Genomic DNA, 21754 nt, shown 5'->3' on the forward strand with positions numbered 1-21754 from the left:
CACCAAAGGCTCGTCCGCCACCTCAGCAATCCACGTCAACAGCACCACAGCAGTATCCCTGCACGGCTCGACCCGCGAACCGCCAAAAGAAACGATGTCTTACTGGGTTGCGGTACAGAGCGTCGGTTGGTCCGGGCAGCAGGGTCGCCTCGACCCGGTAGCCAAAGTCCGGGTCGTCAGCGGCGCCCTGCGGCTCACGGTCGACCTCGGCCACCGCTGCGACCACCGACTCCGGCAGACCGAAGTAGAACCACAGACGGTCTCCCGGGTTCATGTGATTGGGGCGGCTGAGCCAGAACTCGCTCTTGGGGGCGTCGTGAGCAAGACGACGCATGGTCTCCTTGCCGACTGGCTCCGCGTCGAGGGTGTCCTTGCTCGGATTGAGGATGTAGATCCAGTCCTGCACGATCTCTCCCGCCGTCATAGCTCGTCGTCTAGGAACCGACCTCGCCTCGCTGAGCCGTGCTGCCACCCTCATGCCTCACACGCAGGAAATCGACCAACCTCACCACACCTGGGGAACCGCCACCGCACGCTGCGACATCATGGCCTCCATGACGAACGGGGTGGATGTGCTCACGGCGGCGGTCGAGTTCGACCGGAGGGGCGTGGCGGGCGTCGAGTCCGCTGCCGAGGACGAGCGCAAGCAGGTGCTGTCCCAGTTTCCGCTGGAGGCATGGGCAGAACTGCCGCTGGAGCGCTACGCCCTCGGGCAGACGGCGTCCCCCGGATCGGGGCCGACGTACTGCCGACTGCTGGAGTTCCTCACGCCGAACCTGGGCAGCATCAGGGGCGGCAGTGCGGCGAAGCACATCATGTACCACCACGTCTCCGGCGAATGGCGCCTGGCCGCCCCCTTGCGCGACATGGAACCGCAGGAGGCCTGGGCCCACCTGCGCGGCCAGTTCGTCCAGGCCTTCGACGCCGTCGCGGCGGGAGACTTCGACGCCCTCGACGATCTCGAAGTGCTGCGGTACGGGCCGACGTTGGTGACGAAGACGCTGGCGACCTACTTCCCCGAGCACTTTCTGCCCATCTACGCGGGGGAGCATCTGCGCCGGTTCGTCGCCCTGCTGCTGGGTGGCTCGGTACAGGGTGACGCCCCGGCCTGGCGCAGCAATCGCCGTCTGCTCGAACTCGTACGGGACAGCACGGTGTTCGAGGGCTGGACCAGGTACGAAGTGATGCACTTCCTGTACCGGCACGCCGACCCACGGCCCCGACAGCGCACCATCTGGAAGATCGCTCCCGGTGAGCGCGGGCGTCTGTGGGACGAGTGCCGGACGGACGGAGTCATCCGCGTGGGATGGGAGCAGGTCGGAGACCTCGGCCTGTACCAGAGCGACACCGATCTGAAGCAGGCCCTGGACGCACACTGGCCCCGCAAGAGCGGGGGCAGCCTGACACTCGCCCGTCGACTGCTGGCCTTCCGTGACCTGGAGGAGGGCGACCGGATCGTGGCCAATCGAGGGGTGGACGAAGTACTGGCCACGGGCACGGTCAGTGGGAACTACCGCTTCGAAGCGGACCGACAGGAGTTCCAGCACACCGTCCCGGTGGACTGGGATCTGTCGCACGCGCAGCGGCTGGCGGAACCCCGGCAATGGCGGTCCACCTTCGCCAGGGTCGACCCGGCGTTCTTCGCCAAGCTCACCGCGTACCGGGCCGACTCCGACGCGGGCACGACGGCCCAGGAACCGCAGGCCGCGCCGGTCGCACTGCCCGAGGACGTGCAAACCGTCCTGGACGCCCTGAAACGCAAGGGTCAGGTGATCCTGCACGGGCCGCCCGGTACGGGCAAGACGCGGCTCGCGCTCGGAGCGGCCCTCGCCCTGGACGGTCGAGCGGAGGCCCTCGACGCCAACGCCGACCAGCGCGCCAAGGCTCAGGCCGACATGCTGCACGGCGACCGCGTCCACATGGTCACCTTCCATCCCAGCTACGGCTACGAAGACTTCGTCGAGGGCTTCAAGCCGGACCTGAGCGCCAAGGGTCCCGGACTCACGCTCGAACTCACCGACGGCTTGTTCCACAACCTGTGCAGCCGGGCGGCCGACCATCCCGAACAGGACTTCCTGCTGGTCATCGACGAGATCAACCGCGGTGACCTGCCGCGGATCTTCGGCGAGTTGATCACCCTCCTCGAACTGGACAAGCGGAACCTGCCGGTCGCCCTCCCCGTCAGCAAGCGGCGCTTCGCCGTCCCGCCGAACGTACGCATCATCGGCACGATGAACACCGCCGACCGGAGCATCAGCCACCTGGACGCCGCCGTACGCCGCCGCTTCGCCTTCCTGCCCGTGGGCCCGGATCCGGACGCGGTCTCCGGGACGGTCGGCCCCCTGGACCTGGCCGCGTTCTTCGAGGCCCTCAACACGCGCATCACCCGTCACCTCGACGCCGACCACCAGATGGGGCACGCCTACCTGCTGTGCGACGGTGCGCCGATCGCCACCGAGGAGGACCTGGCCGCGGCCTTCCACCACGAGGTGATCCCGCTCCTGGAGGACTACTGCGTCGGCCGGGCGGAACTGCTGCACCGCATCCTCGGCGGCCTGGTCGACGCCGACACCGGGCGTCCGCTGCTCATGTCCCCGCAGGACCTGGCGGACGCGTTGGCGAGCGAGTTCACCAGCGGCGTGTCCGGTGCGGATGCCTGACCGCACCACGGTCCGGCTCGGCGAGTACGAGTCCGCCGTGCTGGAGCCCGGTCAGCTCACTTCCCGGGACGTCGACCGTCTGCACGCCCTCCAGGCGCGGGGCTGCCTGACCCTGGTCCCGGACCGTGTCGGCTGGCGGCTCAAGGCCGATGCGACCGTCGGGGTCCTGGTCCTGGACCGTATCCGCCTGGTCGTCGCGCCCAAGTTCGCCATCCCGGGAGAGCAGCTCATGAGCTGGCTCGCCTACGCCCTCGGCACGCCGGTCCCGGCGACGGCCAGGCGTTGGGCCACCGGGCCTGACGGTTACGCCGACCTGGTCGCCGCCGCCCTGCTCGACGAGTGCGAGCGGCTGCTGCGGGAGGGACTGCGCCGTGACTACGTACGCCGCCGGAGTGTCGAACCCGTACTCCGGGGACGGCTGGACGTCGTCGCCCAGGCCACCCGCCGCTACGGGCAACTGGATCAACTGCACGTCCGCACCTTCGACCGGGAGGCGGACATCTGGGACAACCGTGTTCTGGGGAGCGCGCTCAAGGCCGCGCTCGGTCTGACCTCCAGCCCCGACCTGGCGCGCGCCCTGCACGGCATCGCCGGCGCCTTTCCCCAGGCCCCCACCCCTGCCGCGGCGCTCCGTGCGCTGGACCGCACCCACTACACACGTCTGAACGCCCGCTACCGCCCCGCCCACACCTGGGCCCGCCTCCTGCTGCGCGGTGGAGGCGTGACCGATCTGCTCAGCGACCACGGCACCACGGCGGACGGTCTCCTGCTCGCCATGCCCGCGCTCTGGGAAGCCGTCGTCCGCCGTCTCGGCACCGAGGCCGTCGGCCCGTACGGCGGCCACGCCGTACCCGGCGGAAGCGGTACCGGCATCACCGTCCGTGGAGACCTGGGCAACGTCTCGGCCTTCCGCCCCGACCTCGTCCTCAGCCTTCCCGGACGGGACGCGGCGCATCCCACGCTGCTGCCCGTCGACGCCAAGTACAAGCGTTACGACCGCCACGGCGTGAGCGCGGCCGACGTCCACCAACTCCTCACCTACGGCAGCGGCTACGGTCCCGGGGGCGCCCCGAGCGCGGTGATCGTCCATCCCCGGCCCGGCGGGCACGCCCACCGCAGCCTTCACGTCGGCGGCCCTCAAGGCGAACTCGGTGTCATCCACGTCCTCGGCGTCGACACCCATGCGCTGCCCCAAGAGGCGGCCACGTGGATCGGATCAGTGCTGGGCTGAGCCTCCATGTCAGGGATCGTGCGCCGACAGGTGTGTGTACGTGCGATGTGCCCGCGATCGCTTGAACCCGCCCCTGGCCGGACCCCGATGCCGCCGCAGCCGTCAAGCCATGAGCTCGTCCGGCTGCTCCCTCTCGTACTCCACGGTGAGGCCACCGATGTCGGCCTGCTGCCCGTCGGCGTGCCCCTGCCGGTAGCCGCTGCCCGTGAAGCGCGTACGGCGCACCTTTCCGACCTTGGGGTAGTGGGCCGCGACCTTGGCCTGCACCGCGGTGGTCCGGTCCGCGAGGACGAGTGCCACGCTGCGCCCCGGCACGGCGGTTTCCGTCGCGGCGGCCTCGGCGCGGTCACGCTCGGTGTCCGCGCGTGCCGCGCGTTCGGCCTCGCCGATGCGCAGGGCGACGGCGCGGATGAAGCCGAGCATCCAGGAGCGCTTGTAGGCACGCGGGAGTTCGCCGGGGAGGCGGTGCCGGGCATCCGCTCTTTCGGCGCCCTGGAGCATCTGCAGGCGCAGACTCGCGTACAGGACTTCGACGGAGTGCAGATCCGAGGCGTAGCCGAACAGGTGGACCCGGTGCTTGTCGGCCTTGCCTCCCGGATAGATGGGGTGACAGCGCATCGCGTAGGCGATGAAGGACAGGAGCCGCTTGCACTCGCCCACCCAGGGAGGTGCGATGTCCATCACGCGGTCCGCGGGCTGTTCGGGGGTGGGATCGTCACCGCGCAGCATGGCCTGTTCGATGCCGTACTTGGCCATCAGGGCCGTCGCCTTCTGCAGGAAGGCCTCCGACTCGGCCTGCGTGGCGGCAGGGTCCTCGGCCATGCGCAGAATGGCCTTCACCTTGACCAGCAGGTCGGCGGGCAGCCGTGCGGGACGGGGCGGCGCCGGGGCCGGCGTCTCCGGGGTGTCCGAGCCGACCGTCGTGAAGGTGTCGTCCGGTCCCAGCCAGTCTTCGTCGTCGCGGTCCAGGTCCAGCAGGTCCACGGGCTGCGCTTCGGCCGCGACGGCGTCCACCAGATCGTCGACGTCCGGTACCAGCTGCCGCAGGCCGTGCAGCGCGCCCCGGCGCCAGTCCACGGCGTCGTCGTGCCGGATCTCCGCCCGCAGCGACCGCAGCAGTACGAATCCTCCGTCCGCGGCCCGAATCACGAACTCCAGCCGGGCGTGCCCGAGCTCGGCGAGGGCCAGGAGTTCGGCCAGGTCGGTGGCGCTGTCCCGGGCGTAGCGCAGTCGGACACCGGGCTCGGGGTACCAGTCGTCCGGCTCGTCGACCGCGCCTTCCCCTCCCAGCCCCTCGAACAGCACCCCCTGGCGTGCCACGACCACGTCGGCGTCCACCTGGATCACGGACGACGAGGCCCGGCCGGAGAAGGCCAGGGCGGCCGCGCGCTCCTGCGGGGAGGTGACGATGTGGTACCAGACCGGCAGGGATCCGCGCATGGCGTGCCAGGTGAGTTCCCCGCGTGCCTCACGTTCGGCGGCTTCCTCCGCCGCACCGGGGTCCAGCACCCCGTCCTGCCAGGCGTTCGCCGAAGGGGTTTCCAGGCAGTCGAGGAACGCGGACAGGTACTCGTTGCGGGCGCGCCGGTCGGGAAGCGTGGCGGTGTGGAACAGCGTCCGCTCACAGGCGGAGAGCGAGTGGATCACCGGATCGAGGACGTCGTGGGCGTAGGTGTCGGCGGAATCGCCCAGTTCCGCCAGGAAGTCCTCGGTCGCCGCGGACCCGCCGATCGCCTGCTTCTCGCACCACGCAGCCAGTTCCTCTCCGCGCACGCGCTGCTCCGCGAGGAATGCCAGGTGTCCGGCGTTCTGCAGGCTCTCCTCGTACACGGCCAGCGAGCGCTCGATCGCGTCGGTGACCCGCGGCTGCGACAGGACAGCCTGGGCGAGCAGGTTGTGCGGTTCTTCGGCCTCGTCGTGCAGATGGTCGGCCAGGGACGTGAGCGACTCGCCGCCCTCGTGCGGCGCGGGCGCGGGACGGGCGATGTGGGCCAGGTCGGCCGTGCGTACGCCCCAGCGGGAGACCAGTTCGTCGTCGGTCCGGTGCTGCCCGATAGTCCTGGCCCTCTCGTGCCTCCAGATCCCGAGGACGAGCTCCTCCCAGGCCCGCGCCTGCCAGGACCAGAGCGCCGGTTCCTCGGCTGCGGTGAGGAGCGAGCGGAGCCGGCGCACGGCGTCGGCCAGGTCGTGGCGATGGCCGTACGGGATCAACAGCTCCAGCCAGGCGACGGTCTCCGCCACGGGCTGGACACGCGCCTCGTCGGCCGCGACGCGGCACAGCACCAGGGCATCGACCAGCCGCCGGTCTCCCAGATCCTCGGGGATCAGCTCGTGGAGCCGCGGTCCGAAATCGCTCAGTGCCTCACTCAGCTCGGTGACGCGCGCCCACAGCCAGGTCTTCCTCGCCGCCCCGAAGGCCGAAGCCGGTTCATGGCTTGTGCTCTGTTCCGTCATGCCGTCGATGCCCTCCCCGTGGGCCCACCGCATCCGGTGGCCGCCCGCACCCCGTGATCGAAAACGCTTTCCCATCCTAGGGGGCTCCGCGGCGAACGGTTCGCCGTTCTTGTCAGTGGCCCCGAGTACGCTGCGGGCAAGATCGGAGCGGGACGCAGGGGGAGAGCCATGGCTGACGACTACCCGGAGTTCCGGCTCCGGTTGCCCAACGGGGACGGCATCGACCGGGCCCGCGGAGTGCTCCTGGGCGAGACGGGCACGAACGGGAGCCGGAAGTTCCTGGTGCGGGCCGGCTCGCCCGCCCGGGACCATGTGATGCCGTCGCTGGGCAAGCACTTCAAGGCGCCGGTCAAGCGCCGCGAGGAACTGACGTCCAGTGGCGTGCTGGTGCCGTCGACCCGCTGGCCGGGCTGGCTGGAGCTGACCGAGGACGTGGTGTTCGGCTCGCCGTCCTTCGCCGCGGTGCTGCTGGTGGGTGCCCCGCGCAACGGATGGGAGGAGTGGCGGACCGAGGACGACAGGCCACTGTCCGACTACATGCCCGGTGTGTGGGCGGGCCCGAACCGTCCCTGGCTGGTCCGCGGCTCGAACGTGACCGGGCTCGATCTCGTCCAGCGCCTGTGGCTGCCGGACGGCCGTGTCACCCTCCCCGCGTCCCGGCTCCGGCAGGGTGTCGAACAGGGCGTCAGCAAGGACGAGCTGCGCACGCTCGTCCAGGAGGACTACGAGTCGACCGCCACCTACAGCCAGAAGCAGCAGCTGGTCGAGGAGCTGCATGCCTTCCTCTCCCGCATGAAACCCGGTGACACCGTGTGCACCATCTCGGGCGGGCATCTCTACGTCGGCGAGATCACCGGCGAGGCGGAGCAGACCGAGTCCGAGGACCGGCGGTCCAATCTGCGTCGCCCGGTGGAGTGGCAGCCCTCCGGTTATGCGTACGACGACCTGCCGGAGGAGCTCCAGCAGCGGCTGTCCATCCAGCACGATGTCGTCGACCTCTCCACGGTCCAAGCCCTTGTCGAGGGGCTGGGCCGCAGCGACGAGGAGCTGGCGGAGGAGGCCGAGGCCATAGAGCGCGACCCCAGCGGTGAGATCCCGGCGCTCGTGGCCCGTCGGGAGCCCGAGCTGCCCGACCCCACTGACGCCCTCGCCGACGAGCTGCTGGTGCACGAGACGGACTGGCTGCGCGAAGTGCGCGACCTGCTGGCGGACGAACGGCAGCTCGTGCTGTACGGGCCGCCGGGCACCGGGAAGACCTACCTGGCGCTGAAGCTCGCCGAGTTCCTGGGCGGCGGGCCCGAGCAGGTGAAGCTCGTCCAGTTCCATCCCTCGTACGCGTACGAGGACTTCGTCGAGGGTTTCCGGCCCAAGGAGGACCGGGAGACCAAGGAGGTCGCCTTCCGGATCAATGCGGGCCCCCTGCGCGAGCTGGCCGATCTCGCAGGCCGTGAGGGCAACCGGCACATCCCTCACTTCCTCATCATCGACGAGATCAACCGTGCCAACCTGGCCAAGGTCTTCGGCGAGCTGTACTTCCTCCTCGAATACCGCAACAAGTCCGTTCAACTGCCCTACTCCGGTGACGACTTCGCCCTTCCTCCGAACCTCTACGTGATCGGCACCATGAACACGGCGGACCGGTCGATCGCTCTGGTCGACGCGGCCATGCGACGCCGTTTCGCCTTCGTGGAGCTCTCGCCGCGCATCGAGCCGACGAGCGGCCTTCTGCGTCGCTGGCTGGCCCGGGAGGGCAGGGATCCCGAGCCGGCCGATCTTCTCGACGCGCTCAACTCCCGTATCGACGAAGCCGACTTCCGCATCGGGCCCTCGTACCTGATGAAGAAGGGTGTCTACCGTGAGGGCGGTCTGGAGCGGACCTGGCGGACCAAGATCCTCCCGCTCCTGGAGGAACACCACTACGGGGAAGGCGTCGACATCGAGAAGCGGTACGGCCTGGCAGCGCTGAGAGAGTCCCTCGGGTGACGTCCCTCGTCGAGCTGGTCGAGCACGCGCCGGCCGTGAGCATCCCTCTGCCGGAGGCCCTCGGCAGGGCACTGGCAGCCGGAGACATCGTGGACGCGGCCCCGGATCCCTACGTTCCGGGCCGCTGGTCGCTGCGGGCGGGCAGCAAGGTGGGGGCCGTGTCCGTCACCGTGCCCGGAACCGACGAACCGTTCACCGTGCGGATCACCTCCAAGGTTCCCGTCGCCCGCCTCTTCTTCCTGATCGGCTACAGCCTGGACCCGAAAAGGGGCCGACGGGACGGCGTGGTCGACGTGGCGGAGCACCAAGAGGTGCTTCCGGCACTCGCCCACTCCGTGGAACGGCAGATCGACCGGGCCCTGCGGCAGGGGCTGCTGCAGGGGTACCGGGAGACGGAGGAGTCGGCCCTCGTCGTCCGCGGCCGCGTTCGCGAGGCCGAACAGATCCGGCGGCGCTTCGGAGCGACCCTCCCCGTGGAAGTGGCGTACGACGAGTTCACCACCGACATCGCGGAGAACCGCATCCTGCGCGCCGCGGTCGAGCGTCTCCTGCGCCTGCCCGGCGTGCCCCGCGATGTCCGTCGCAGGCTCCTGCACCAGCGCGCCCGCCTCGCCGATGTCACCGCGATCGTGCGCGGCCGGTCCGTCCCGGACTGGCGTCCCACCCGCCTCAACTCCCGCTATCACCAAGCGCTGGACCTCGCCCGGCTGGTCCTGGACGGTTCCTCAGTCGAGCACGCCCCGGGCGGACTCCGCATCGACGGATTCCTCTTCGACATGAACAAGCTCTTCGAGGACTTCGTGACGGTGGCCCTGCGGGACGCGTTCCGAGGCACCGGCCGGACGGCCAGGCTTCAGGACCCGCACCACCTCGACCAGGCGGCCACGATCCGCATGAGGCCCGACTTCGTGCTGTACGGCGCGGACGGGCTGCCGTGCGCCGTGGTGGACGCCAAGTACAAAGCGGAGAAGCGGCACGGTTTCCCGGACGCCGACCTCTACCAGATGCTCGCTTACTGCACGGCCCTCGGCCTGCCGGAAGGACATCTGGTGTACGCGAAGGGCAACGCCTCGCACACCGCTCACCAGGTACGTCACGCGGACATCGTCATCCATCAGCATGCCCTCGACCTCGATCAGGAGCCGACCGGGCTGCTCGCGGACATCGAGGAGGTGGCCGAGCGGCTGGTGAACACCTCGCGCGTATGATCGACCGCGGAGTGTCCGTCCAGGGTGGGGAGTGCGCCTCGTGCCGCAGCTTGCGTTCGCCAGCAGTTTCTGGGAGAGCTTCGACGTCCTGGAGAAGCCCGTCAAGGCCGGCGTGCGCAAGGCGATGCAGAAGTTCCAGCAGCTCACCGTGCCCGAGCTGCACGCGGACAAGGGGCTGCACCTGGAGTCCGTGGAGAAGGCGCGCGACCCTCGCATGCGGACCATCCGTATCAACGACTTCTGGCGGGGCGTCGTCCTCGCACCGGACGACGGCAGTGATGTGTTCCTGCTCGTCAACGTGGTCCGGCACGACGACGCCTACACCTGGGCGGCCAAGCGGCTGTACACGACGAACTCCGCGACGCGGGGGCTCGAAGTGCGCAACGTCGTCGCCATCGAGCAGCTGACCCCGGCTCTGGAGAAAGCCGCCGCAGCAGCCGACTCGCTGCTCTTCGCGAAGTACTCGGACACCGTGCTGCGCCACCTCGGGATCGACGACCAGGTCCTCAAGGCCGTACGGACGATCGTCGACAAGGCGCAGCTGCAGGCGTTCGAGACCCTGCTTCCCGAGGACCAGTGCGAGGTGCTGCAGTACCTCGCCGAGAACTTCAGCCCGGACGACGTGTACCGGGACGTGGTCGCGGTGCGCCGCCCGGTGGACGCCGGACCCGATCCGGACGAGAGCCTGGCCGTCGTCATCGCCAATACCAAGAGCCGTATCACTCTGGTCACCGGCCCTGAGGAACTCGCCGACATCCTGGAGAAGCCGTTCGCGGCCTGGCGGGTGTTCCTGCACCCTTCGCAGCGCCGGGTCGCCTACCGGGTGTCGTACGGCGGTCCCGTCCAGGTCACCGGCGGGCCGGGCACCGGCAAGACGGTCGCGGCACTGCATCGCGTGAAGCATCTCCTCACGCGCTCGCCCGACGCTCGCGTTCTGCTCACCACCTACACGAACGCGCTCGCCGCCTCGTTGCGGGAGAACCTCGCGTTCCTCCTCGACCACGATCCGGCCCTGTTGGACCGCGTCGACGTCACCACGGTCAACGCCTACGCCCATGGCGTCGTGAGCCGCCTCGACGGCAAGGCCCCCTCTCCGATCGGGGACCGGGACGAGCGTCTGCTGTGGCAGCGCGTGGTCAAGAAGCTCGGGCTGCCGTGGACGGAGCAGTTCCTGGCGCAGGAGTACCGGCATGTCGTCCTCGCTCAGGATCTGCGGACCCTGGACGACTACCGCGCGGCCGTACGCCGTGGCCGCGGCAGCGCCCTGTCGTCGGCGCGGCGTGAGCAGTTGTGGCCGGCCGTCGAGCTGTTCGACTCGATGCTGCGTGACCAGAGGAGCACCACTCACCTGAAGGTGTGCGCCCGCGCCGCGGAGCTCCTGGCGGCTTCGACACCCACGCACGACCATGTCGTGGTCGACGAGGCACAGGACCTGCACCCGGCGCAGTGGCGTGTCCTGCGTGGTGCGGTGGCACCCGGCAGCGACGACCTGTTCATCACGGGAGACCCGCACCAGAGGATCTACGACGCGAAGGTCTCGCTCGGCTCACTCGGCATCCCGGTGGCCGGCCGCACCCATCGCCTTCGCATCAACTACCGCAGCACGGAGGAGATCCTCACCTGGTCCACCGGCATCCTGAGCCCGGTGTCCGTCGACGACCTCGGCGGCGAGGGGAACGACACCCTGACCGGCTACCGCTCGCTCCTGCACGGCCGTCGGCCACAGGCCTCCGGCCACGGCACCGAACAGGCGGAGGTCGCGGCGCTCGTCGAGCGCGTCGAAGGCTGGATCGCCCAGGGCATCCGGCCTTCCGAGATCGGCGTGTGCGCGCGCTTCAACGTGCTGCTGGACAAGGTGTACGACAAGCTCGGCGCGGCGAAGATCCCGGTGGTCCGGGTCCGGGACAACCCGGGTCCGGGCGTGGACGGGGTGCGCCTCGCCACCATGCACGCGATGAAGGGGCTGGAGTTCCGCTGTGTCGCCGTCCTTGGGGTGACGGCGAGCGCGGTGCCGTTCTCCCGCGAGGTGACACCGGCATCCGTTGACGCGTTGCAGCACGATTCGGATCTGCTGCGGGAGCGGTGTCTGCTGTTCGTGGCGTGCACACGAGCGCGCGAGGCGCTGGCGGTCACCTGGAGCGGAGCGGCCAGCTCGTTCGTTCCGCAGCCTCATCCCCAACATGCTCTGGCGTGACGTTCCGTCACTTTTCAGGAGCAAGAGCCCCGTTGTCGAGACCGTCCCTTGCCAGTGCCGCAACGTTCCGGCTCAGCTCCACCACCCGGCGCGCCCGCTCCTCGAACTCCTGGAGCGCTCGGAAGGCCGACCCGTACCGCCGTTGCTCGACGATGTCCATCTGCGGAATGCGGGCGCCTTTGCCGTCCAGACGGAAATTGCCGCTCGAGCTCGTGGAACGCCGGGTGTTGGCCGCACTGCGCAGGAAACCCTGCAGATAGTCGGTGTCGAGCTGGTCGCTGACCGAGACCGGCTCCGGGTCGCCGAACGCGACGAGCCCCGCACGCGCGAGGTCGGCGACACTGACAGTGGGGCCGTCCAGGGAACTTGGGCCATCGCCTTCGACCAGCACCGGCAGCAGCTCCGCCAACAGCCGTACCTGTTCGGCCAGTTCCGCTCTCAAGCTCTGATACTCAACCGCGTAGTCACGATGTGAATCCTCGACGTGACGACCGGGCGTGAGGTCCACTGCATCGTCAAGCAGTTCGATCAGAGGCACCTCTGTCACTTGCTCGGGACGGGGTTCCGGCAATCCGTCCGGATCACTCGTCGTCAGATCGAGCATGCGGACGCTGGTGGCGGCGTCGCCCAGAGCCTCCGGGCGGCGCAGGTGCCAGATGTGGACCGGTAGCGCGTGCGAGGCCGCCGTGCCGGGCGGAAGGGCGGTGACCTGAGTGAGAACGCCCCGTCGTACGAGCTCGGCCCTGATGCGACGACCGGCCTTGCGGTAGGCGACGGAGGCGGGGAGGACCATGAGGACGCGACCGCCGGGCGCCGTGTGCGCGTATGCGTGCTGCAGCCAGGCGAGTTCGCCTTCGGCACGAGACGGGATGCCGAACTCCCACCGTGAGTCGAGCAGCAGATCCTCGCGCCCCCAGTCGGGTTCACCGACCGGGGGATCGCAGACGACCAGGTCTGCCTTGAGATCCGGCCAGCGGTCGTCGCGCAGGGAATCCCCCGTGCGGATGCCGACATCGGTGCGCCCGGTGAGGTCGGCCCGAAGCTGCGAGAACAGGGCGCTGCGGGCTTCGGCCTCCTGCCCGCAACACCTGGGTTCCTGCTCGGCACCGATCGCGAGCAGCAAGGTTCCGATGCCGCAGGCCGGATCGAAGAGGGTCGTGTCGGACGCTATCGGACCGGCGAGGTGACGTACGGCCCGGACGACGCGCGTCGAGGTGACCCTGTCGGATCCGGCCCGGCGTACCGAATCGGTGAAACGCTCGGCGAGGGCGCTCACCGCCTCGGCCGCGCCACCACTCCCGGCCAGATCCCGTGCGAACCGGACGACGTCCGCGGGAAGCCCCTCGGGCACCTCCCCCTCGGCAAGGAGACGGGCGACAGCCACGAGCCCGCCGACCATGTCGTCACCGTAGAATCGGCGCAGCGCCTGCCACAACTGCACCTCCACCGACACCTCTTGCCCCTTACGCTGACGGTCCAGCCAGTTCTGCACCTCGGCCAGATCGAACAGCGGACTGTTGACACCGCCACCGGACGGCGCCGGGAAATCGGCATATCGTCGCCGCCAGTTCGAGACGGCGGCACGGGTGACACCCGCCAGTCTTGCGATCTCGGATCCGGTGACCAGCGGGCCGGCCGGTGGGGCAGGGTTGTCGGTCATACAGGCCACCGTACACAGAGTCAATCTCTCCATCAATGCAAGACATCGTTGACGGCGTTAACAACAGAAACAATTGCGCTCTGTGTACAGGCTCTCTCGATGCGCTACCCCTGACAGGGCCTGCCAACTGCCTTGGTCGCGCCCCGTGCGAGTGAAGCCAAGGACGATGCACCGCAACGGTCCTCCCCAGCCCTCCGGCGTGCACCAGGAACTGGCGATGAGCGATCCGGCTGGCGCGCTGTCGGCTCTCGCCGAGCCGACCTGCGCGACCGGCGGTCGACCCATATGCCCAGCGACGCCTCGCTCAGTCCTTGCAGGACGACAGGAATCCGTCTGCACCTCTCCCACAGGTGGACCCACGGCGTCGCGATGGTTGCCCTTGTTGACGAGCCGGCCGCTTCGCTTCCGGTCCGCCTCCCCCGCACTTCCAGACACGGCTCCAGCCCTCCCCATGCGACAGCCGGACCAATTGCGGAACCCCAGGCGAGGACGAGGGCACGCTTGTCGAGTTCCCCGGAATTGATCAGCCAGACCAATACGGCGCGGGAGCGACGAGACCTGCGGAAACGCCCGGCAGCCGGTGCACGCCGCCCAACCGAGACCTCAGCCGACGCCCGATCTCCGCGCGTACGGCGTCCGCGCAGCGCCCGCGGACCCCGCACGCACCCTTCCCGGTCACTCCAAGATCGACACATGGAATTTCCCCGCACCCGCCACCCAAGGGGAAAGGGCGACCCGATTCGGACATGCCGCACCAGAGAAAGTTCCTCATTCACCTATTGACGTTTCGATGATGCGTGAGGGAAGTGAACGGAACGCCGCCATCAAGGAATTGCTCCGATTCCCGGCACCCCTTCCGGTGTCCACAGTTGACCGAATCAATGCGCTCGCATCCTGCCTCACTGGTTCAACATTGACCAGCCAGTAACAACAGGACTACCTTTCGACGCGTTTCGATCAGGCTTTCCCCAATCAGTGTTCCCGGGTTGTCCCAGATCCCGCTGGAATCCGACGTGCCGCCCTCGTTGTCGTACCGCATCCCCCACCGGGCAGTCTCAGCTTGATTCGGAGAATCATGACGTCTGCTGTGCGTTCCGAGAACATGATCATCGGCATCACCCCGTTCGGCGAACCCGACGCCCGGCTCGCCGCGGCGGTGTGCCGGGCCGGCGGGCTCGGTGTGCTCGACCTGGGCGACGGGGACCGAAGATCCCGTGACGCGCTGGAACGCCTGTGCCGCCTGGCACCGGGCCCGTTCGGGGTCCGGATCGGCGCCCGCTGCCGGCTGGTCCCCGCCGACCTCGCGCCGGGAACCGGTGAAGCAGGCCGGCCGGACACGGTGGTGCTCGCGGTCGACGCGCCGTGGCAGGTGGGCGACCTGGCCGCCGGCCACCGTGTGCTGGTGGAGGTCACGGACCTCGACGAGGCACGGGCCGCGGTGCGCGCCGGGGCGCACGGACTGATCGCCCGTGGCAGCGAATGCGGTGGCCGCGTCGGGGAGTTGAGCGTCTTCGTCCTGCTCCAGCGGCTGCTCGCCGCGCCCGACGTGCCGCTCCCGGTCTGGGCCTGCGGCGGGATCGGCCCCCGGACGGCGGTCGCCGCGATGGCCGGCGGGGCGGCCGGGGTGGTGCTGGACGGCCAGCTCGCGCTGCTGGCCGAGTCGTCGCTGCCGGAGGCGGCTGCCGAGCGGCTGCGGTCCCTGGACGGTTCGGAGACGGTCGTGCTGGCGGGTCACCGGGTGCTGCTGCGCCGTGGTCCGGACGCGCCGTGCGTCGACGGGACCGACCCGACGGCGGTCGCGGCGGCACTGGGCGCGCAGGATCCGCGCACCCAGTTGCTGCCGGTGGGTCAGGACGGCTTCCTCGCCGCCCGGTTCGCGCGGCGCTGGGGCGATGTGCGCCGGACGGTACGCGCTCTGACGGACGCGGTGCGCGACGTCGTACGCGACGACGTGGCCGCCGGGGCGCTGGGCGCGGGCTCCCCGATGAGCCGGGCGCTCGGCACCCGGCTGCCCGTCGCGCAGGGGCCGATGACCCGGGTCAGCGACCGCGCCGAGTTCGCCGCGGCGGTCGCCGAGGACGGCGCGCTGCCGTTCCTCGCGCTGGCGCTGGCGGACGGCGCGCGCACCCGGGCGTTGCTGAGCGAGACCCGGGCCGCCGTGGCCGGGCGGCCCTGGGGCGTCGGCGTGCTCGGCTTCGCGCCGGAGGAGACACGCGCCGCCCAGCTGGAGGCGGTGCGGGAGCTGCGGCCGACGCACGCCGTCATCGCGGGCGGGCGCCCTTCCCAGGCACGGGCGCTGGAGCGGGACGGGATCCGCACCTTCCTGCACGTACCCTCGCCGGGGCTGCTGCGGCAGTTCCTGGAGGCCGGGGCCCGCCGGTTCGTGTTCGAGGGTTCCGAGTGCGGCGGGCACGTCGGTCCGCGCGGCAGCTTCCCGCTCTGGGAGGCGCAGCTCGCGGTGCTGGAGGACTTCCTGGACGCGGACGACAAGAACAGCGGGGGCGGCAGGGGCGGCGAGGACGGCCGCGAGGATGCGGGCGACGGGAAGCGCGGGGACACGGCGGAGGCGCTGGAGGTGTTCTTCGCGGGCGGTGTCCACGACGAGCGCTCGGCGGCGATGGTCGCCGCGCTCGCGGCCCCGCTGACCTCGCGCGGGGTGGCTGTCGGGGTCCTCATGGGCACCGCGTACCTGTTCACCGAGGAGGCGGTCGCGCGCGGCGCGATCCAGCCGCTCTTCCAGCGCCAGGTGCGGGCCGCCGAGAGGACCACGCTCCTGGAGACGGCGCCCGGCCACGCCACCCGCTGCGTACCGAGCCCCTTCACCGAGGGGTACCGCGAGCACGAGGGGCGGCTGCGGTCCGCGGGCGTGGCCGACCGGCGGATCTGGGAGGAGCTGGAGCGGCTCAACATCGGGCGGCTGCGCCTCGCGAGCAAGGGCGTGGAACGGGACGGCGGCGGGGCACTCAGGTCCGTCGGCGAGGACCGCCAGCTCGGCGACGGCATGTTCATGGCAGGGGAGGTGGCCGTGCTGCGCTCGGCCACCACCACCGTCGCGGCGCTGCACCGGGCGGTGACCTCCGGGGCCGCCGGCTTCCTCGCCGAGCGGGCGGCGGGCCTGCGTGACCGGCTGGGCGAGCGGCCGGGCGGGACCGGGACCCGGGAGCCGGCGGCACCGGCGCCACTGGACATCGCGGTCGTCGGGATGGCCTGCATGTTCCCCGAGGCTCCCGATCTCCCCACTTTCTGGGCGAACGTCGTCGGCGGCCGGGACGCGGTCGGTGAGGTCCCGCCCGAGCGCTGGAACCCGGCCGTGCACTACGGGCAGGGCGACGACGGGGCCGCCCCCTCCAGCGGTGCCGTCCCCTCCAAGTGGGGCGGCTTCCTGCCCCGCATCCCCTTCGACCCGCTGCGCTACGGCATCCCACCGGCGTCCCTCGGCAGCATCGAGCCGGTCCAGCTCCTGTCCCTGGAGGCCGCCCGGCTCGCCCTGGAGGACGCCGGATACGGAGACGGGGGACGGGAGTTCGATCGTTCCCGTACGTCGGTGGTGTTCGGCGCGGAGGCGGGCAGCGACCTGTCCAACGCGGCCACGCTGCGCGCCGTGCTCCCGTCGTACCACGGGCGCGTCCCCGAAGGCCTCGACGTCCAGTTGCCCCGGCTGACCGAGGACTCCTTCCCGGGCATGCTCGCCAACGTCATCTCCGGCCGGATCGCCAACCGGCTGGACCTCGGCGGCGCCAACTTCACCGTCGACGCCGCCTGCGCCTCCTCGCTGGCCTCGGTGGACGTCGCGTGCAAGGAACTCACCGGCGGCACCAGCGACGTGGTGCTGTGCGGCGGCGCCGACCTGCACAACGGCATCAACGACTACGTCCTGTTCTCCTCGGTGCACGCACTCTCCCCCACCGGCCGCTCCCGCTCCTTCGACAGCTCGGCGGACGGCATCGCACTCGGCGAGGGCGTCGCCTGCGTCGTCCTGAAACGGCTCGCGGACGCCGAGCGGGACGGCGACCGGATCTACGGCGTGATCAAGGGCCTCGGCAGTTCCAGCGACGGCCGTTCACTGGGCCTGACCGCGCCCCGCCCCGAGGGGCAGCGTTCGGCGCTGGAGCGGGCCTACCGCAACGCGGGGGTGTCACCGGCGGACGTCGGCCTCGTCGAGGCGCACGGCACCGGGACCGTGGTCGGCGACCGCACCGAACTGACCGTCCTGAGCGAGGTGTTCGGCAAGGCCGGGGCCGAGCCGGGGAGTTGTGCGCTCGGTTCGGTCAAGTCGCAGATCGGACACACCAAGTGTGCCGCCGGGCTGGCCGGGCTGATCAAGACGGTCCTGTCGCTGTACACCGGTGTCCGGCCGCCCACCCTGCATCTGGAGCGCCCCAACGCGGCCTGGGACGAGGAGAGCAGTCCGTTCGTCTTCCACACCCGGGCCCGGCCCTGGGTGGCTCCGGCCTCGCAACGGCTCGCCGGTGTCAGCGCGTTCGGCTTCGGCGGCACCAACTTCCACGTGGTGCTCGGCGCGTACGCGGACGGCGCGGCACCGGCGCAGGCACTGGATGTCTGGCCGGCCGAACTGTTCGTGTTCCGGGGCCGGGACACGGCGGCGGCGCACCGGGCCGTCGAGGAGCTGCTCGGGGCCGCCGAGGCCGAGGGCCGGCCGTGGCGGCTGCGCGACCTGGCGCTGAGCGCGGCCCGCCGGGCCGATGCCTGTCCGGATCCGGCGCGGGTGGCGGTCGTGGCCTCGGACGTGGACGAACTGATCGGGCGGCTGCGGCAGGCGCTGGCCGGGGAGCACGATCCGGCGCACGGCGTCCATCTCGCCGACCGTCCCGCCCAGGACCCGGCCGGGGGCAAGGTCGCCTTCCTCTTCCCCGGCCAGGGCAGCCAGCGCCCCGGAATGCTCGCCGACCTGTTCGTCGCGTTCCCCGAGCTGCGCCACTACCTCGAACTCGGCGCCGACCAGGCCGGCCGGCTGTACCCGCCCGCCGCCTTCGACGACGGCGCACGCGACCGGCAGCGGGCGGCGCTCACCGACACCCGGGCCGCACAGCCCGCACTCGGCATCACCGGGCTCGCCGCCCACGCCCTGCTCACCACGGCCGGGGTACGGCCCGACATGGCCGCCGGGCACAGCTACGGCGAACTGGTCGCCCTGAGCGCGGCCGGCGTCCTGAGCCCCGGGACGCTTCTCGCGCTCAGCTCCGAACGGGCGGCGGCCGTTCTCGCGGCCACCGGGGCGGACCGCGGGGCGGACCCGGGGACGATGGCCGCGGTCACGGCCGGCGCCGCGGAGGTCGTACGGGCCCTGCGGGCGGCGAAGGCCCCGGCCGCCGTGGTCGTCGCCAACCGCAACGCGCCCCGCCAGACGGTGATATCCGGCCCGACGGACGACGTCACGGACGCCGTGCGCCTGCTGCGCGAGGCGGGGTACGAAGCCCGGCGCATCCCCGTGGCCTGCGCCTTCCACAGCCCTCTGGTCGCCGGTGCGGGCGCCCGGTTCGCCGAGTCGCTCGCGGCCCGTCCGGTGCGCGCGCCGGAGTTCCCGGTGTGGGCCAACCGCACCGCTACGCCGTACACCGCGGATCCGGACGCGGTGCGGGCCGAACTCGCCGCGCAGATCGGCGCCCCGGTCGGGTTCGTCGAGCAGATCGAGGCGATGTACGAGGCGGGCGCCCGGATCTTCGTCGAGGCCGGGCCCGGATCCGTGCTGACAGGGCTGGTCGGACGGATCCTCGGCGACCGGCCGCACCGGGCGGTGGCCTGCGAGCCGCGCCCGGACAGCGGCCTGCGCGGCTGGCTGGACGCCCTGGCCCGACTGGCCGTCGCCGGGCTGCCGGTGCGCACCGGCCGGCTGTTGCGGGGCCGCGACGCCGTCGACGCGGTGCGCACGCCGGTGCCGAAGCGGCCCGGCTGGACGGTCGACGGACAACTGGTACGCACCACCGCCGGAGACCTCCTTCCCGGTGCGCTCGCACCGGCCCGACGAGTCGTGGAGACGACTGTGCCGACGAACCCCCCGCACGCGGTCCCGTCCGACCGGGACGGCCACCACGGCCCGCACGCCCCGCACGCCCCGCACGGTCAGGACCGGCAGGACGCCCAGGACGCGCTGATCTCCGAATTCCTGCGCACCAGCCGCGAGATGATCGCGGCCCAGCGTGACGTGCTGATGACCTACCTCGGAGCGGTGGCCGGGGAACGGACGGCCGGGCCGCCCGCGCCCGTCGCCCCGCCTGCACCGTGGGACACGACGACCGCCGTGCCTCTGGAGGAACCTCCTCGGGCGGCCACGCCGATGCCCCGACCACACCGGGTCACAGGGGCGTCGACCGACCGGGTGCCCGTCACCGGGCCCGCACCGGTCCGGGACGCCGATGTCCGGCAGGCGGTCCTGGAGATCATCAGCGAGCGGACCGGCTACCCCCTCGACATGATCGAACCCGATCTCGATCTGGAGGCCGACCTCAGCATCGACTCCATCAAGCGGGCGGAGATCGCCGGTGAACTGGCCCGGCGCCTCGGCGCAGGGGACGGCGCGGACCTCACCGGGCTCGACGACGCCGAGCTGGAGGACCTGGCGAAGGCCCGGACGGCCGCTGCGGTGACCGACTGGCTGACCGCGCGGCTCTCCGGCCCCGCGGAGCCGGCCGTGATCCCCGCCGAGGACGTGGAGAAGCCCCCGGCGGCCGAGGCGGCCCATGCGGTCGAGGCCGTCGGGGCGACCGAGGCGGTCGAGGCGCCGGAGGCGTCCGGGACGGTCGAGGTCGTGGAGACGGTCACCGGCACGACGACGAACGACGCGGCGGTGAACGACGCAACGACGAGCGGCGATGTGGCGAACGACGCGACGGTGAGCGGCGAGGCTCCCAAGCGGTACCTGCTGCGGTCGGTGCCCCTCGGGCAGGAGGGCGATACGGCGGACCCGGCGGCCGTACTGTCCGGGACGCGGTGGGTCGTCCTCGGCGACGCCCCCGAGATCGGCGCCCGGCTCGCCTCTCACGGCGCCGACGTCGTCGTACGCGACCGGGGGCATCTGCTCACGCCGGACGACGGCCGGGTGGACGGGGTCCTGTATCTCGTGACGGGTGGCTCGCCGGTGCTTCCGGACGCCTTCCCCGTCCTGAAGGCCGTCCTGGCCCGGGGGCCGCGCCGACTGCTGGCGATGCGGGCCGCCCCCGGGGACGTGCCGGACACGGTGGCGGCGGGACTGCGCGGCTTCTTCCGCACCGTGGCACGCGAGTACCCGGAGACGGTCGCGCGGACGGTGGAGGTGGCGACCGCGTCGGCCGTCACGGACACGCTGACCGTCGCGGACGCGCTGCTGCTCGCGGACGCGCTGGTCGACGAGGTGTGCGCGCCCGACCGCGCCCCGGTCGTCCTGCGTCGGCCGGAGGGCCGGTTCGCTCCGGAGCTCGTCGAGTCACCGCTGGGAATCCTCGGCGGCACCGGCGCGGGACCGGCCGGTACGGGGGCCGCCGAGGCCGCCGCGCTGGGCCTGGACCGGGACGCCGTGGTCCTGCTGGCCGGCGGGGCACGCGGCATCACCGCGCAGTGCGCCGCGGCCCTCGCCGCCGCCGGCCGGTGCCGGCTCGAACTGCTCGGCAGGACACCTGCCCCGGACGGCCCGGAGGACCCGGACACGGCCGCCGCCCGTACCCCGTCCGCGCTGCGCGCGGTGCTCGCCGCGCGCGGCGGGACGAAACCGGCCGCGATCAACCGTGAGGCCGAACTCCTCCTCGCCCAGCGGGAGATCGCCGCGACGCTGACGGAGCTCAGGGCGCTCGGCAGCCAGGTCCGCTACCGCTGCGTCGACTTCCGGGAGCCCGAGGCGGTGCTCCAGGCGGTGAAGGAGATCCACGCCGAGCACGGCCGCCTCGACGGTGTCGTCTACGCGGCCGGGGTGATCGAGGACCGGATCATCGCCGAGAAGACCGCAGAGTCCTTCCAGCGGGTCTACGGCACGAAGGCGACCGGCGCGGACGCCCTGCTCAGCGCACTGGAGGAGCTGCCCGGCGGGCCCGCGTTCAGTGTTCTGTTCGGCAGTGTCTCCGGCGTCCTCGGCAACCCGGGCCAGGCGGACTACGCGGCGGCCAACGACGCGCTCCAGACGCTCGGCGAGGCCTGGGCCGCCCGCACCGGGAACCGGGCACTGACCGTTCACTGGGGGCCGTGGGCGCCCGCCGCCCGGCACGGCGGCATGGTCGGACCGGAGCTGGCCCGCGCCTACGGCCGGCGGGGCATCGGCCTGATCGACCCCGAGGAGGGCACCGCGGCCCTGCTGCGTGAACTCGCCTGGGGCGACGCGTCGGCCACCGCCGTCGTCTACACCTCCTCGGGCTGGTGAGGGCTCCGGTGACGGGTCCC

The 21754-nt window shown here is 71.4% G+C and carries 9 protein-coding genes; 6 read left to right on the plus strand and 3 right to left on the minus strand.

The annotated features are described in order from the left end of the window. Positions 1–22 precede the first annotated feature (22 nt). Positions 23–406, minus strand: a complete 384-nt coding sequence (locus tag ACFW6B_RS26455; protein ID WP_386599476.1) for a hypothetical protein — start codon at positions 404–406, stop codon at positions 23–25. A 148-nt stretch (positions 407–554) separates the two neighbouring features. Between ACFW6B_RS26455 and ACFW6B_RS26460 the strand changes: the two genes are divergently transcribed. Both ACFW6B_RS26460 and ACFW6B_RS26465 read left to right on the plus strand, forming a co-directional pair. Then, positions 555–2660, plus strand: coding sequence for an McrB family protein (locus ACFW6B_RS26460; protein WP_386599478.1), 2106 nt, complete (start codon positions 555–557; stop codon positions 2658–2660). Further along, positions 2653–3891 (plus strand): McrC family protein, encoded by a 1239-nt coding sequence (locus tag ACFW6B_RS26465; protein WP_386599480.1) that lies wholly within the window; start codon positions 2653–2655, stop codon positions 3889–3891. Before ACFW6B_RS26460 ends, ACFW6B_RS26465 begins: the two co-directional genes overlap by 8 nt. 102 nt (positions 3892–3993) lie before the next feature. Here ACFW6B_RS26465 and ACFW6B_RS26470 read toward each other — a convergent pair whose 3' ends face one another. Beyond that, entirely contained in the window at positions 3994–6345 is a 2352-nt protein-coding gene (locus tag ACFW6B_RS26470; protein WP_386599482.1) for a DUF2786 domain-containing protein, read from the minus strand. A 168-nt stretch (positions 6346–6513) separates the two neighbouring features. On the opposite strand from ACFW6B_RS26470, the gene ACFW6B_RS26475 reads away from it, so the two are divergent. The 3 genes from ACFW6B_RS26475 to ACFW6B_RS26485 are packed head-to-tail and all read left to right on the plus strand — an operon-like array spanning position 6514 to position 11730. Further along, entirely contained in the window at positions 6514–8328 is a 1815-nt protein-coding gene (locus ACFW6B_RS26475; protein WP_386599484.1) for a DUF4357 domain-containing protein, read from the plus strand. Then, positions 8325–9536, plus strand: a complete 1212-nt coding sequence (locus tag ACFW6B_RS26480; RefSeq protein ID WP_386599486.1) for an McrC family protein — start codon at positions 8325–8327, stop codon at positions 9534–9536. The genes ACFW6B_RS26475 and ACFW6B_RS26480 overlap by 4 nt, the downstream gene beginning before the upstream one ends. A 40-nt stretch (positions 9537–9576) precedes the next feature. Next, on the plus strand, positions 9577–11730 hold the full coding sequence (locus ACFW6B_RS26485) for a UvrD-helicase domain-containing protein (RefSeq protein WP_386599488.1): 2154 nt from the start codon (positions 9577–9579) through the stop codon (positions 11728–11730). A gap of 7 nt (positions 11731–11737) precedes the next feature. On the opposite strand, the gene ACFW6B_RS26490 is transcribed toward ACFW6B_RS26485, so the two are convergent. Continuing rightward, complete coding sequence (locus ACFW6B_RS26490; RefSeq protein WP_386599490.1) at positions 11738–13390, minus strand: N-6 DNA methylase; 1653 nt, start codon at positions 13388–13390, stop codon at positions 11738–11740. A gap of 1075 nt (positions 13391–14465) precedes the next feature. Here ACFW6B_RS26490 and ACFW6B_RS26495 point away from each other — a divergent pair. Beyond that, positions 14466–21734 carry an SDR family NAD(P)-dependent oxidoreductase gene (locus tag ACFW6B_RS26495; RefSeq protein ID WP_386599492.1) on the plus strand — a complete coding sequence of 2423 codons (7269 nt, stop codon included), beginning with the start codon at positions 14466–14468 and terminating at the stop codon, positions 21732–21734. The last annotated feature ends 20 nt before the right edge of the window (positions 21735–21754 follow it).

This window comes from Streptomyces sp. NPDC058751 (assembly GCF_042746485.1).
In the GTDB taxonomy this organism is placed as follows: Bacteria; Actinomycetota; Actinomycetes; order Streptomycetales; family Streptomycetaceae; genus Streptomyces.

What these genes read in the sequence shown, in the direction of transcription:
- ACFW6B_RS26470 (WP_386599482.1), bottom strand. Translation starts at nt 6,345, where the DNA reads ATGACGGAACAGAGCACAAGCCATGAACCGGCTTCGGCCTTCGGGGCG.
- ACFW6B_RS26495 (WP_386599492.1), top strand. Translation starts at nt 14,466, where the DNA reads ATGACGTCTGCTGTGCGTTCCGAGAACATGATCATCGGCATCACCCCG.
- ACFW6B_RS26475 (WP_386599484.1), top strand. Translation starts at nt 6,514, where the DNA reads ATGGCTGACGACTACCCGGAGTTCCGGCTCCGGTTGCCCAACGGGGAC.
- ACFW6B_RS26490 (WP_386599490.1), bottom strand. Translation starts at nt 13,390, where the DNA reads ATGACCGACAACCCTGCCCCACCGGCCGGCCCGCTGGTCACCGGATCC.
- ACFW6B_RS26460 (WP_386599478.1), top strand. Translation starts at nt 555, where the DNA reads ATGACGAACGGGGTGGATGTGCTCACGGCGGCGGTCGAGTTCGACCGG.
- ACFW6B_RS26465 (WP_386599480.1), top strand. Translation starts at nt 2,653, where the DNA reads ATGCCTGACCGCACCACGGTCCGGCTCGGCGAGTACGAGTCCGCCGTG.